General features: G+C 45.5%; 11 protein-coding genes. 4 read left to right on the forward strand and 7 right to left on the reverse strand.

Annotation, left to right across the window (positions count from 1 at the left end; all coding sequences use genetic code 11):
• Positions 1-80: 80 nt before the first annotated feature.
• From AYO36_RS10530 to AYO36_RS10545, 4 genes are read left to right on the forward strand one after another with little or no spacing between them, the layout of a single operon-like run.
• Complete coding sequence (locus AYO36_RS10530) at positions 81-836, forward strand: carotenoid biosynthesis protein (RefSeq protein WP_064300356.1); 756 nt, start codon at positions 81-83, stop codon at positions 834-836.
• Positions 805-1,506 carry a lysophospholipid acyltransferase family protein gene (locus AYO36_RS10535; RefSeq protein WP_064300357.1) on the forward strand — a complete coding sequence of 234 codons (702 nt, stop codon included), beginning with the start codon at positions 805-807 and terminating at the stop codon, positions 1,504-1,506. Before AYO36_RS10530 ends, AYO36_RS10535 begins: the two co-directional genes overlap by 32 nt.
• Positions 1,503-2,579, forward strand: coding sequence for a glycosyltransferase family 2 protein (locus AYO36_RS10540; protein WP_064300358.1), 1,077 nt, complete (start codon positions 1,503-1,505; stop codon positions 2,577-2,579). Before AYO36_RS10535 ends, AYO36_RS10540 begins: the two co-directional genes overlap by 4 nt.
• A gap of 15 nt (positions 2,580-2,594) precedes the next feature.
• Positions 2,595-4,067, forward strand: a complete 1,473-nt coding sequence (locus AYO36_RS10545; protein ID WP_035398446.1) for a phytoene desaturase family protein — start codon at positions 2,595-2,597, stop codon at positions 4,065-4,067.
• A 421-nt stretch (positions 4,068-4,488) separates the two neighbouring features.
• Here AYO36_RS10545 and AYO36_RS10550 read toward each other — a convergent pair whose 3' ends face one another.
• The 7 genes from AYO36_RS10550 to AYO36_RS10580 all read right to left on the reverse strand — a co-directional run bounded on the left by AYO36_RS10550 (position 4,489) and on the right by AYO36_RS10580 (position 12,862).
• Positions 4,489-5,322 (reverse strand): phytoene/squalene synthase family protein, encoded by an 834-nt coding sequence (locus AYO36_RS10550; RefSeq protein WP_055966987.1) that lies wholly within the window; start codon positions 5,320-5,322, stop codon positions 4,489-4,491.
• Positions 5,282-6,763: a phytoene desaturase family protein gene (locus AYO36_RS10555; RefSeq protein ID WP_064300359.1), complete on the reverse strand. Its 1,482-nt coding sequence runs from the start codon at positions 6,761-6,763 to the stop codon at positions 5,282-5,284. Before AYO36_RS10555 ends, AYO36_RS10550 begins: the two co-directional genes overlap by 41 nt.
• Positions 6,760-8,250, reverse strand: coding sequence for a phytoene desaturase family protein (locus AYO36_RS10560; protein ID WP_064300360.1), 1,491 nt, complete (start codon positions 8,248-8,250; stop codon positions 6,760-6,762). Before AYO36_RS10560 ends, AYO36_RS10555 begins: the two co-directional genes overlap by 4 nt.
• Positions 8,251-8,356: 106 nt before the next feature.
• Positions 8,357-9,355 carry a class I SAM-dependent methyltransferase gene (locus tag AYO36_RS10565; protein WP_064300361.1) on the reverse strand — a complete coding sequence of 333 codons (999 nt, stop codon included), beginning with the start codon at positions 9,353-9,355 and terminating at the stop codon, positions 8,357-8,359.
• 140 nt (positions 9,356-9,495) lie between these two features.
• Positions 9,496-9,876 carry a DUF1516 family protein gene (locus AYO36_RS10570; RefSeq protein ID WP_023467392.1) on the reverse strand — a complete coding sequence of 127 codons (381 nt, stop codon included), beginning with the start codon at positions 9,874-9,876 and terminating at the stop codon, positions 9,496-9,498.
• 84 nt (positions 9,877-9,960) lie between these two features.
• Positions 9,961-12,504, reverse strand: a complete 2,544-nt coding sequence (locus tag AYO36_RS10575; RefSeq protein WP_082874224.1) for a HAMP domain-containing sensor histidine kinase — start codon at positions 12,502-12,504, stop codon at positions 9,961-9,963.
• Positions 12,485-12,862, reverse strand: coding sequence for a response regulator (locus AYO36_RS10580; protein ID WP_023467390.1), 378 nt, complete (start codon positions 12,860-12,862; stop codon positions 12,485-12,487). The genes AYO36_RS10575 and AYO36_RS10580 overlap by 20 nt, the downstream gene beginning before the upstream one ends.
• Between the last annotated feature and the right edge of the window lie 202 nt (positions 12,863-13,064).

Raw genomic sequence — 13,064 nt, forward strand, 5'->3', positions numbered from 1 at the left:
CCGCTTCTCCCTCGCTCGTTTTCAAGATATATGGGTATACTTATGACAGAAGCTATTTTGGAAATGGAGGAATGTCACGCATGGAGCAGTTTCATAAACGTCTTTGGATTTTCTTTTCGATTTGGTTCACCATCGGCTTGATCTTAGTCGGTTTTTCGTTACTTCCCCCTTGGCTCGAGTGGGCCAATGCCGTCTTTTTATTCGCTTCCGGCTTATACGCAGCTCTCTATTTTTGGCATGTCTTACCGAAGGGGCGTCTTGTCATCCCCTTTATCTTCTTTGGTTCGATCATCATTGAGTCGATTGGGGTCCATACCGGTTGGCCGTTCGGAACATATCGTTACGAGTCGGATTTCGGTGTCCAATTATTAGGTGTGCCGATTACGATCGGGGCTGCATGGCTATCGGTCATGGGGACGAGTCTCGCTTTCTCCCGTTTGTTCTCGTTTCGCTATAGTACATTGATTCTCGTTCCATTGTTTGCCGTCTGGCTCGATTTAGCAATCGATCCTGTTGCTGCTAACGTGAAATCGTATTGGCTTTGGCAAGACGGTGGCTGGTATTACGATATTCCTACACAGAATTTCTTCGGGTGGTATGGAACGGCGCTCGTCTTTTCCTTTTTCATCAATCGATATCAAGTCAAGGCGACGGATGCCGCACTCGAACAAAACAATCAGTATCTCTTTTTGATGTTGCACACTTTATTCGGTGTAACAGCAGGAGTTGCTGGTCTCTATGGCGTCACTTTGGTCAGCTTAAGTGCATTCATCGTCTATTTCATTGTGAAACGAGGGGTTATCGTTGAAAGAAGCAAACAAAAGCAAATTAGCTGAATCCGTATTTCATACGTATGTCGATCATGCTTTGATCCGACGTCATTTCCACCGTGTCTTATATCGAGCAGACGATCTACCTGTCCCTGGTCTCATGCTTGCTACACACAGCTCTTGGTGGGACGGTATGATTCTTTTTCATTTGGATCAGACCTGTTTCCATCACGACCCCTATGTCATGATTGATCAAGCAGGGCTTGCTCGTTTCCCGTTCTTCTCCCGTCTCGGAGCTTTCTCTGTTGACCGGACATCATTCGCTGATATCAAGACAAGCCTTCATTATGCAAAAGAACGACTTCAAAATGGCAGCAGCGTCTGGATGTTTCCCCAAGGCGAGGAACGTCATCAAGAGGACCGTCCGCTTCGCTTAGCAAGTGGTGCCACACATTTGACGCGTCATACGGATCACGTGTCTCTCGTCGCCTTTTATTATTCATATGGACATGAACAGCAACCGGACGTCTACATCCGGACGCGTCGCTTTCATCCATTACCTGACGAACGGTCAAATGCTCAGGCAAAACGACTGACGGCAGAACTAACTGCTTTATACGACGACATTCGAGCAGATGCGATTGCGGAACGTGTTGATTTGTATCGCTGTATCTCTACACGAAGGGAACCACTTCCTGCACGAACGGAGCGCTGGTTACGGGCCCTTCGGTCATGAGTTGGTTCTTCCTCTTCTTCGCTCTAGCTGTCTGTCTCTATACATGGATCAATTTAGCTTTTCTACCACGATTAACGGCTCCCGTTCAACCAGATAGTCTAGCAATTTGCATCCCTTTACGTAATGAGGAGCGTAATGTACGAAAATTATTAGACGCATTAGAACCTGCTCTGACACCAGGGATGCACGTTTACTTATATGAAGACCGCTCGACCGATCGGACGCGCGAGTTATTGCTCGATCGGATTGGTCAAGACGACCGTTTTACAGTGATTGATGGTCTTCCCTTACCAGCAGGCTGGGCAGGAAAGGTTCATGCATGTCATCAACTCGCGAAACGAACGACAGAGGACTATCTGTTATTTCTCGATGCTGATGTCACGCTGACACCTGATGCGATTTGTCGCTTATACGGAACGTTACGAACAGAACGAGCCGTTTTCCTTTCCGGTTTCCCGTCCTTTCCTGTACCGACGTTTCTCGGAAAGTGTTTGATTCCAATGCAACATGTTCTTATCGCGCAACATCTTCCGATTCCGTTTCGCAAAGTGAAGCATCCAGCGTTTGCTGCTGCTAACGGAATGGTCGTCCTCGTCGAACGACGTGCGTATGATCAAGTCGGTGGACATGAAAGCATCCAATCGGCTCTCGTTGACGATTTAGAACTTTGTCGCACATTTAAAAAAAACGGATGGACGACGACGCTCGTCGAAGTGGCTCCAGCAGTCTCTTGTGATATGTACGCCACGAATGAAGAGGTCTGGCAAGGTTTTCTAAAGAATGTCTTTCGTGGGATGAACGATTCTTATATCGTCGGATCATACTTTCTACTCTTTTACTTGGTTCAAGCAAGTGTCCTACCTTATCTCATCCTCCACCCATCCTGGCAGATGGGTGGCGCACTGATTCTTCTTTATTTAGCACGATTCCGGATCGATCGTGCGGCACGAATCCGACATGTTTGGTGGCTCCATCCACTGGCGGTATTCCTTTATGTCATCTTGCTAGCAAGTGCGATGATTCGAAGCTTTAGGAAACGGGAAATCACATGGAAGGGTAGGACCTATTCATAAGGAGGAATCAGTATCATGAAACATATAGCTGTCATCGGAGCCGGTCTTGGTGGACTCAGCGCTGCTATCTCATTAGCAGCAAAAGGATTTCGCGTCACGGTCATCGAGCGCAATACACATATCGGTGGCAAAATGATGCCGATCGTCACAGAAGGACATCGCTTCGATTTTGGTCCGAATACGATCACGATGCCGGAAGTTTTTCAGTCTGTCATTCTTGAATCCGGTGCGGATCCCGATGAGTACTTTACATTCACGAAACTTGAACGTCATACGGTCAATCATTTTTCCGACGGAAGAACATTAACATTTTCGTCTGGACGCGAAGCGATGCGGACAGAAGTAGATCGTTTCACGAACGGTCAGTTGGCGAAGAACGATATTACAGGTTACCAAGAAGAAGTGGCGAAGTTGCATACGATCGCAAAACAACAATTCTTTACGAATATTGATTCGTATATCCGCCCCTCCCTCTGGCGAGACATGTTGAAAGTGCATCCCTTTCAAAACCTTCATGGGTTGCATAAGCACTACTTTAAGGATAAAGGGTTAATTCAGGCACTCGATCGTTATGCGACGTATATCGGGAGTAGTCCGTATCAAACACCCGCTACCTTCAGTTTAATCGCTCATTTAGAACTAAATGACGGTGTCTACTTCACAAATGGTGGTAATACAGCAATCGCAGAAGGGTTCGCCCGACGTGCAAAAGAACTAGGTGTTGTCTTCCGTCTTGGCGATGAAGTGACACAGATCGAAGTCGTCGATGGACAAGCAACGGAAATTGAATTGAATCACTTGGAATATCTCCCGGTTGACTTCGTCGTCATGAACGGTGATTTGTTGACACAATATCCACGTCTGATCTCAGAAACGGCACGACCTGATTTTAAAAATCCGACACCTGCTCAAGTCGAACCGTCGATTTCTGCCTATGTTCGATGTATCGGTCTCTCACGTCGGATCGAAGGGCTGGCTCATCATAACGTCTTCTTCTCTTCGGATTACGAAGCTGAGTTCAAGGCACTCTTTGATGAAAAACGTTACGCTGAGGAGCCGACGATCTATATCTCGAATTCTTCCGTCACGGCACCAGAAATGGGACAAGCAGGTGACAACTTATTCGTGCTCGTCAATGCACCTGCAACGGATACTGGACATGCAATTGATTTTGATACGTATGATCAACTGATCAATCAGCGATTGCAGTCATTTGGAATTGATATTTCATCTGATGTCGTCTTCGAACAACGGGTCACACCACAGGATATCGAACAAACCTTCTTTGCCTATCACGGCTCGTTATATGGCTTGTCATCCAATGGCATCCGGTCGTCTTTCCTCCGTCCGAGCAACCGTTCAAAGAATGTTCACAATTTGTTTTTTGCCGGTGGATCAACGCATCCTGGTGGTGGTAGTCCAATGGTGACGCTTTCAGGAAAACTAGCAAGTGAACGAATCGTCTCTGCTGTCGCCGCTACCCTGTGAACGTTATGTGAATTGCATATCAATCACTTGTACGGACAACTAAGATTTGATACGATTACTTCGAGTTCAAGAGGTAGTGATTGACCCCACATCCTCAATCAAGCGCAAGGTGACTTCCCCGAGTCAAGAGCGTTGAAGAACTTACTTTTTCTAACCAGCGAAATCAAATGGGACCCACCCATTTCATCACGTGACTCATCGTGTGTCCATTCGCATGACTTACGACGTTCCCCCTTAGATCGTCTCATCCGAATGGTCCACAGATAGCTCGATAAAGAAAAGACCATCCCCGTGGTCGAAACAGACCTATCTCGTAGTCCAGATGTTCGCTCTGGTGTAGAAGTAATCTGAGACTCCCCGGTCTCAGACCATAGAAAAAAGACCTTGGTCCCCGCCAAGGTCTTTTTTCTATGGTCATGTATTAAATCGTAGCAAGTAACTTCATTTTTTGCCAACGGCTGACGTACGCTCGTTTCGTGAAGACGTCATAGTGATTATCCCGCGCTGCATCAAGAATACCGCGGTACAGGAAGGCAGCAGCCTTTAGAGCACGTCGACTCTCTCGTGGATATCGTTCAAACGATGGAATCGCTGCGTCATACAGATGCTCTGCTCGAAGTGCAACCTCTTCCCAGAGACCGATAAAGTCTCCTGAAGGACGACCAGCGAGTAACGACTCCGCTGTGACACCGTATGTCTCCATCCATGAATGAGGCAAGTAGATACGGCCGCGTTTTGCATCTTCACCAACATCTCGTAAAATATTCGTTAATTGCATCGCGATTCCAAGATCGATAGCAGACTTACGGAGATCAGGCTGTTGCGGTGCAAGGATGGGCAACAACATCAAACCGACAGTACTCGCTACGTAGTAGCTGTATTGCTCTGTCTCTTCAAGCGTCTGATAACGATTTTTCTCGATATCCCAACGCATCCCTTCCGCGAGCTCAAGAAATGGTGTCTCATCCATTTCATAACGTTCAAATACGTCTGCCAACGCAATCCATAACGGTTTATCTAATACTTCGCCATCACGGAATCGTTTGAATTCATTCAAGAAAGCTAGTAAGCTCTCTTTCGGCGTATCCGACTCATCGACGGTATCATCGAGGAACCGGCAAAATGTATAGATGGCATAAACAGCTTGTCGATCTGCTTTTGGTAAGAGTGAAAAGGCTTTATAGAACGTCTTAGATCCGGACTGAATGACTTCCTCACATTTGATATACGCGTTCTGGATCGTCACTGAATTCATGTTTCCACCCCATCTCTTGTTCCATTCGGTTTACGAGTATCGTTGCGCCCATCATGACGACTGGTACTCCTCCACACGGATGCACCGATGCACCGACGGCATATAATCGATCGATATCCGGATACGGTTTTGCCTGTGTCTTTAAGGCAGCCGATTGGCGAATCGTCGGCGCAATCCCAAAACTACCTCCCTGATATAATCCAAAGGCCTGTGCATCATTCGGTGTACGAATCTTCATTTCTTGTATCTTTTCCCGGAATCCCGGATGATGATGCTCGATTTTTTCAAGTACGGTCTCAATGAAGTCTACTTTTTCATAATCTTCTACACCATAGCCACGCGGAGAAGGAATTAATGAATAGACGACGCTATCGTCCGTTCCTGTTAAACTACGGTCAATCCGACTCGGATGGAACAGATAGACTGCCGGATGTTCAGGTAATCGTCCTTTTTTAAAGATATTCGTCATGAGCGGTTCCAAGTCGTTTGGCATCAAAAAGCGATGCACCGGTAAATCGACTTTCCCTTTCATCTTGAAATATAGCAATAGCGTACCGCCTGAAGGTGTATAGGTCTTAGGTTGTTTACCTTCTACAAGGCGTTCCATCAATGGAAACTCTCCATTTAGTACGATTTGATCGAATGCTTCCTGTGTGCCATCTTGTAAGACGATTTCCTTTGCCTGTCCTTGGTCGACGACGATTCGTTCAACGGGTGCCTCGAAGACGAATCGGACACCACGTTCGACTAATGTGTCGTACATGCGTTCAGCAAGCGAGAAATAGCCACCTTTTACATACCAGACACCTTCTGCTTGTTCCCGGTACGGAATCAAACCGTAAATCGATGGTGTCGTATAAGGGTTTCCGCCGATATAAAATGTCGGGAAACTGTATGCCATGCGCAAATATTTACTCTTGAAGTATCGCTTCAAATGGTCATGTGCAGTCTCTAGAGCATGCATCTGTAATAATGGACGCATCATGTCTGGGTGCAACAACTCTGTCTTCCGACGATAACCACGTTCTAAAAATTTCGATACACTCGTCTCATAATCCTTTTCTTTTTGATGCATGAATTCATAAAATCCACGACCTTCACCGAATTGACGTTCGATCGCGATCGCTTGATCCACGACATCGGCTACTTTCGTGACGACGGTACCATCGTCGAAGTGAAGGTCATACAATGGATCGACCCGTTCAAGTTCTACTCCCGTCACGCCGGCTTCTGCCAACTGCTCTTTTAACTTGCCTGGCATCAGAACGATCGTCGGACCTTCATCGATGCGGCCACCCGATTCAAAATCGACGGATCGTAATCGACCACCGACATGCGCTTCTTTTTCAAAAATCGTAATCTCGACTCCAGGATGTCTTGCTGTCAGCAAAAGCGCTGCATGCAGTGTACCGACACCGGCTCCTACGAATCCTATCTTCATGTCCGCACCCCTTCTTTTTTGAGCACGAGTTCTGCCGTAATACGCGCGGATTCGAAAATCGTCGGTAATCCGCTACCCGGATGTGTGCCACCTCCGACGAGATACAGATGATCGAGCTCTTCAAATTGATTATGCGGGCGGAAGTACATCATCTGTGTCAACTGATGACCGAGATTGAACGTCGCGCCTTGATGGATCCCCATCGCTTCCCAGTCGTCTGGCGTGAACATCTCTTCGACTTCGATTGCCGCCTCAATCCCTTGATACGGTGAACGCGTTTCAAGAGCGTCCAGAACACGACGACGTAGTTTCGGTCCTTCGATCGACCAATCAAGTTCAGAGTAATTGTTCGGCACTGGCACTAGGACATACATAGCAGACTTGCCTTCAGGTGCTAGCGTTGGATCAATCACGGATGGATTTTGGACATAGAACGAAAAGTCATCCGATAATTCTAAAGTCTGCGTCATCTCGCGAACGTTTTTCTCATAATCCTCTGCAAAGTAAATCGTATGGTGTGGTGCATCGAACGTCCGGTTGACACCAAGGTATAACATGAACGTCGAACACGAGAATTTTTTGCGGTCAATTTTTGGTCGGGACCATTTTTTCAAAACCCCTTCCGGCACCAGATGATTCATCGCATGTGCGAAATCGGCACCGATGATGACTTCATCGAATAACTCATGTTGACCTGACTCGAGGATGACTCCTTCGACAGCTTTTCCGTTTAAAATCAATTGTTCGACGCCCGCACCTAACTGTACGGTTCCACCTAGCTCCTCGATCGCACGTTGCATTGCAAGCGGTACTTGATGCATCCCACCAATCGGATGATGGACACCGTAAGCATGTTCCATGTAAGACAAGATCGAAAAACCACCCGGACATTCCCATGCTGACATGCCTAAGTATTTCGCTTGGAATGTAAAAGAATACTTCAATTCTTCGCTCGTGAAGTAATCGGATAAAACATCATAAAGCGATCGTCCGAGCGATAGGCGTGGCAGTGCCGTTAAGACACGCGGTGATAAGTAATCCGTCAGCCGATCGTGACGTGTCTGTAAGATTGGCATGAGTTTTCCAAGCTTAAGTGCTTGCTCTGCCATGAATCGATCGTACCCTTCCCCGTTTCCAGGAAATTGTCGTTCGATTGCCTCTTTCATCCGGTCCCTATCCGTCGTCATCGTAAACTCCTCTGTTCCGCCTTTGAAATAGAGTGTATACATCGGATCAAGTGCCTTTAAATCTAAATAATCTTCTAATCGTAAACCGGCTTCGTGAAAAACGTTTTCTAAAATATGCGGCATATTAAGGAATGTTGGTCCTCGATCGAACGTATAGTCACCTAGCTTGACGGCAGAAGTTCGTCCACCGACTTGCGTTTGTTTTTCGTAAACGGTGACGTCTACTCCTTTTCCTGCTAATAACAAGGCACATGCAAGTCCCCCAGGTCCTGCTCCAATCACTGCTACGCGTCGCTTCACCCAAATCTCTCCTTTTTATCTCTCATCGTTTCAACTATTATACTAAGCACATAGTAAAAGCAACAAATTTGAACTGTCTTCCAACTGTAAAAACGCCAGACTTCGCTTAGGAAGTGGCGTTTGCAGTGACGATATACCAGGCACCTTCTTTTAAGAATGGTGTGATCGAAATGTTTTCAAACCCAGCTTTCGTTAGATCTTCTTTCAATTCTTCCTTACTTGGTAATGGATACAGATTCTCATGCAACGTCATGAAGGCATTGAATGCTGCTGAGAATGGTGCACCGTGTGAACTGTCGCGTAATGGTGTGACGAGAATGACTGTTCCATCATCCTTGACGAAACGACGAACTCCTTCTAATAGCGCAAGGCGCTCCGGTTGCGGGAAGTAATACAAAATATTATTCATCATGACACCGTCATATGTCTCTTTCACATCAAACGTTTTGATGTCCCCGACGACAAAATCAATCTCTCCGCTCGTATCTCGTCGTTTTGCTTCGGCGATGACGGATTCTTCAATATCGATTCCGGCGAGTCGTAAGTCCGGCAATGCCTCGTGAATTTTACGGAGATATCCACCATAAGCACAACCAATATCAAGGAGTGAGGTCAGATTACGACTGCGAATGATATGGCGTACTGCCGGGAAAGCAACCGTCTCAACGAGAGCTGAAGTTTCAGCCACGATGTCTCCATGTTCCTCTCCATTAAAGGTCTTTTGTTGACCCTCTTCTAAAAACTGAGGATAAGAGAATAGTGCTGGCAAGTGCAGCTCCATCATTTCCGATAACATGAATCCGATACTGCGATCGTCTGATTGAGAGAGTTCCGGAAGAACATGGCGAGTCGCTGTATAGCGTAAATCTTTTTTCTTCAAGTGACCGACTGCGACGCCAACTTCGAACCAGCGGGATAACGCTTCCTGTGTCAGCGGACGCTGCATCCGTAGCTGTGCCTCTGCTTGTGTTGCCCCTGTTTGAAGAGCATCGAATAATCCATATTTATAACCGATATACCCATGCCAAAGTGGTAACACCGGTTCTGCGCGTTTCATCCATTTTCGTGCCCGGAAAACTTTCGTCCATTCCTTCAACTGTGCCACAAGCGTTCCCCTCTCTACTGTGTAATACATCCCTTTTCCCAAATAACAACCACTTGTAAACAAAAATTACTAACGAACATGACAAAAAGAGTCCTTTTCAACCTATGAGGTCGAAAAGGACTCTTTGATCCCGCATGAACTTAGAAGAATTTCATACCGTATGGGAGTGAATAGCCTAGGAATACTGTCACAAGGACAAGCACGATGAATCCGATGACGAAACCGGAATAAGCTTTTCCTTTTTTAAGTCGAACAAGTGTCAACTCTCCGAAGATGAGCGACAATAAGCCAAGTGTAATCTTCGCATGGTAGAGTGGGTCTGGATTTTCAGACATCCCCATGATTTTGATGTACAGATAAAGACCTGTCGCGAACGTCAATAAGAGCAACAGACGGAACGCCATATGAATTCCTTTTGCAGCTTTTTTGTTGTTCTTGTACATCGAAAAAGCGACGAAGAATGTAACCAATAAAAGTACCCAAAGTAAGACGTGTGTGTGAACGAATGCTGTGATTGGCATTTCATTTCCTCCTTTCTTTTCCTATTTCATCGTATCTGATTTCAGGACGAACACCTAGTGTTATTTTGTTGATATATGGTTTTTTCAGGAGATTGTCACATGTGTAGACTGGACAAGTGGAAATTTGACGGTAAAAAGACTACCTTCCTTCACGACTGACTCGACATGAATTTCTCCACCATGACCCGTGACGATTTCCTTACATATAGCTAGTCCTAGACCAGTCCCACCAATTTTTCGACTATCCGAGTTATCGACGCGATAGAACTTTTCGAATAGACGACTCAGCGATTGTTCTGGAATCCCGATTCCCTCATCTCGAACTTGAAGAATGACTTGATCAAGTGATGTCGTGAGTACGACATCGATCGCACCACCAGATGGTGAATATTTCACCGCATTATTCAATAAATTATTGAGCAACTGTCTGATTTTTTCTTCGTCTGCTTCAATGACAGGCAACTGATTTCCCTCGTGACGGAACGTAATCCGATGAGCCTGTGTCGAAGCCGCATAAAATTGTGTCGTTTCTTCAGCAATCGTATAGATGTTCACGGATGCTTTTTTATACGATTGTGTGCCCGACTCCATGCGCTGGACATCTAAGAAATCATTGACGAGATTCGCAAGACGTTCCGTTTCGGAATGGATCGTCCGCAAATATCGATCTTGGCGCGACTCTTCGATGTCTCGGTTGAGCATGAGTTCTGTAAATCCGTAAATCGAAGAGAGTGGCGTCCGAAGTTCATGAGAGACGGTTGAAACGAGTTCTGATTTCAAACGATCCATTTCAGTCTCTTTCGTTACATCACGCATGACGAGCATCGTTCCTTTATGTACGTGATGGATATGGATCACCTCGACATAAAATTGAATGAATACCGTTTCGTTTCGAATCGAGAACTGTAAACTATCGGTCGGTAATTCTCCACACAAAACTGAATCAACATAACGGCTAAAAACTTCTGGTTCGTCGACGACGGATTGAATGACTTCTAAGCACGTTTGCAATGTCTCCTGTTCAGTCTGAACACCATAACGTAATTCCGGGAATAAATCGTATAATGGTCGATTGACGAAGACCTCTTCTTTACCCGGTTCAAGATAGATGACGGCCTCTCGAATCGAATCGAGAATCCGCTCTGTCTTCGTTTTCTCTTTCGTCATCTCGTCAAACAACCGCATCCGTAAAAGCGATAGCGATAATTGACGGGAGAAGGACATGACATCACGCATCTGTTCGTTCGTAAACTGATCGCGATAACGGACAAGGTAGATATACGCGATGATGTCACCAGACGTCGGTTCAAGAATCGGTACAGCTGTTTCGTACATATAGTACGGGTACGGCAGTGGATGATTGCTTGCGACTTGTTTAGAAGAATGAACAGGTGACTTTAGTGACTCAGCTCGTTTTAAGAGAGACGCATCGTTTTGAAGCAGCTGTTCTGCCAATTCATCCGTCATTCCATACGTAACGACAGAATAACTATCTTCTTCATCAACAAATACTAATGCACCAATCTCAGAATCTGTGATCGTGACGAGCTTCTCAATGATTTCTGGATAAGCAGTCAACGACTCACGTGCCGCGAGCGTTTCTGTCAAATCATTCCGATACTGCAAATGTTGCTCATTCCGCATCGTCAGCTCTAATGCTTCTTCGAGTTCTTCTTGCTGTGCTTGCAATTCTTCCTGCTGTGCTTGTAATTCTTCCTGTTGCGCCTGTAATTCTTCATTTTTCGCTAATAAATGCTGCTTGTTCTCGGAAATCGAACTTGCCATCTGATTGAAGGATAACGCCAGGATTCCGATTTCATCTTTACGATTCGGTACTTTGACGCTCGAAACATCTTCACCGTTCGCAAGCCGTTGACTGTTCTTGACGAGAGATAATAATTCCATCGTGATGCGGCGAATAAACGGATAAATAAAGAAAATCAAGACGGCAAGTAAGACGACGATATTCGCTAACCAAATCAGCTGTGTCGTCCGGATTTCCCGTTCCAGTTGGTCGCTCGTCCGTTGTGCCCAATCCTCCAAAAATTCACGATAACCGCCGAGTGCTAGCTCGCTCTTATTGATTTCCGAAAGTACATCAATGTTTCCTTGAGCATCTAATTGAATCTTACCTTCAGCTAATAATTGCTGACCAAGTGGCAGTTCAGCAAGTGTTGTTCCTTTTAAGAAGGATTCCGTGACATCTCCAGATTCTTTCGCTTGGACATAGGATTGAATAAGCGGCAAAATCGCATCGAAATAATAACCATACAATTCTCTCGAGGACTGGGCGAATGCCTTTCCTTGATCATAAATCGCATTTTTTTCGAACCATTCTGTCTGCTGATCAATCTTATCTTGTTGAGCCATGACTTGATTGTATAGATCACCATTCCCCATCAAGGCATAACCGCGCATGTTGAACTGGACATCCTGCCACTCTTCCCATAAAGCACCCGCACGTGCACTCCGGTCACGGATATCTTCTAATTTCGCCCGAGTCGCCTGCAGTTTCGTATCGGTGTAGTTGTAGACGATCAATGATGAAATCATCAATGTAGCTAATACGACATAAAAGGAGGCCATGAGTTGGCGCCCGATTTTTCGATTAATCCACTTGGTGATCACTCAGTATTCCTCCCACGACATCAATCAGTTCTAACGGACTAAATGGCTTCGAGAAAAAGTAATTTGCACCAATTTCTTCTGCTCGTTCGCGGTCTGATTGTTGACTTTTAGCCGTCAACATCATGATTTTTAAGTGTTGCTTATCTGGATGTTGTCGGACTTTCTCAATAACTTCAATCCCTGTCATTCCAGGCATCATGTAATCGAGTAAAACGAGATCATATTCAGCGTTCATGATTTTTTGATACGCTTCGTCACCGTCCGTCGCTTCGTCGATCGTATATCCTTCATCTTCTAGTGTATCGAGTACTAACATTCGTAAGACATCTTCGTCTTCTGCTAATAAAATACGTGCCATCTATTAAAACCTCCCAAAATTATCCATCGTTAAAGTAACATATCTTCTTTATTTTACACAGTTCTTTCACAATAAGAAACGGAAATCCCTTTAGAAACTGATTTTGTCTCCTTATTCCTCATCCCTCTTTCGACCCATACTAAAACCTCCCTCATCTCTACCTGAAGTAGGAGGACGAGGAAGGTCTCGATCGTATCAAAAT

The sequence above is a fragment of the Exiguobacterium sp. KKBO11 genome (assembly GCF_001644945.1).
GTDB classification, from domain to species: domain Bacteria; phylum Bacillota; class Bacilli; order Exiguobacteriales; family Exiguobacteriaceae; genus Exiguobacterium_A; species Exiguobacterium_A abrahamii.

Coding starts and splice junctions, on each gene's coding strand:
- AYO36_RS10540 (WP_064300358.1), top strand. CDS start 1,503: ATGAGTTGGTTCTTCCTCTTCTTCGCTCTAGCTGTCTGTCTCTATACA.
- AYO36_RS10580 (WP_023467390.1), bottom strand. CDS start 12,862: ATGGCACGTATTTTATTAGCAGAAGACGAAGATGTCTTACGAATGTTA.
- AYO36_RS10555 (WP_064300359.1), bottom strand. CDS start 6,763: ATGAAGATAGGATTCGTAGGAGCCGGTGTCGGTACACTGCATGCAGCG.
- AYO36_RS10545 (WP_035398446.1), top strand. CDS start 2,595: ATGAAACATATAGCTGTCATCGGAGCCGGTCTTGGTGGACTCAGCGCT.
- AYO36_RS10570 (WP_023467392.1), bottom strand. CDS start 9,876: ATGCCAATCACAGCATTCGTTCACACACACGTCTTACTTTGGGTACTT.
- AYO36_RS10530 (WP_064300356.1), top strand. CDS start 81: ATGGAGCAGTTTCATAAACGTCTTTGGATTTTCTTTTCGATTTGGTTC.
- AYO36_RS10550 (WP_055966987.1), bottom strand. CDS start 5,322: ATGAATTCAGTGACGATCCAGAACGCGTATATCAAATGTGAGGAAGTC.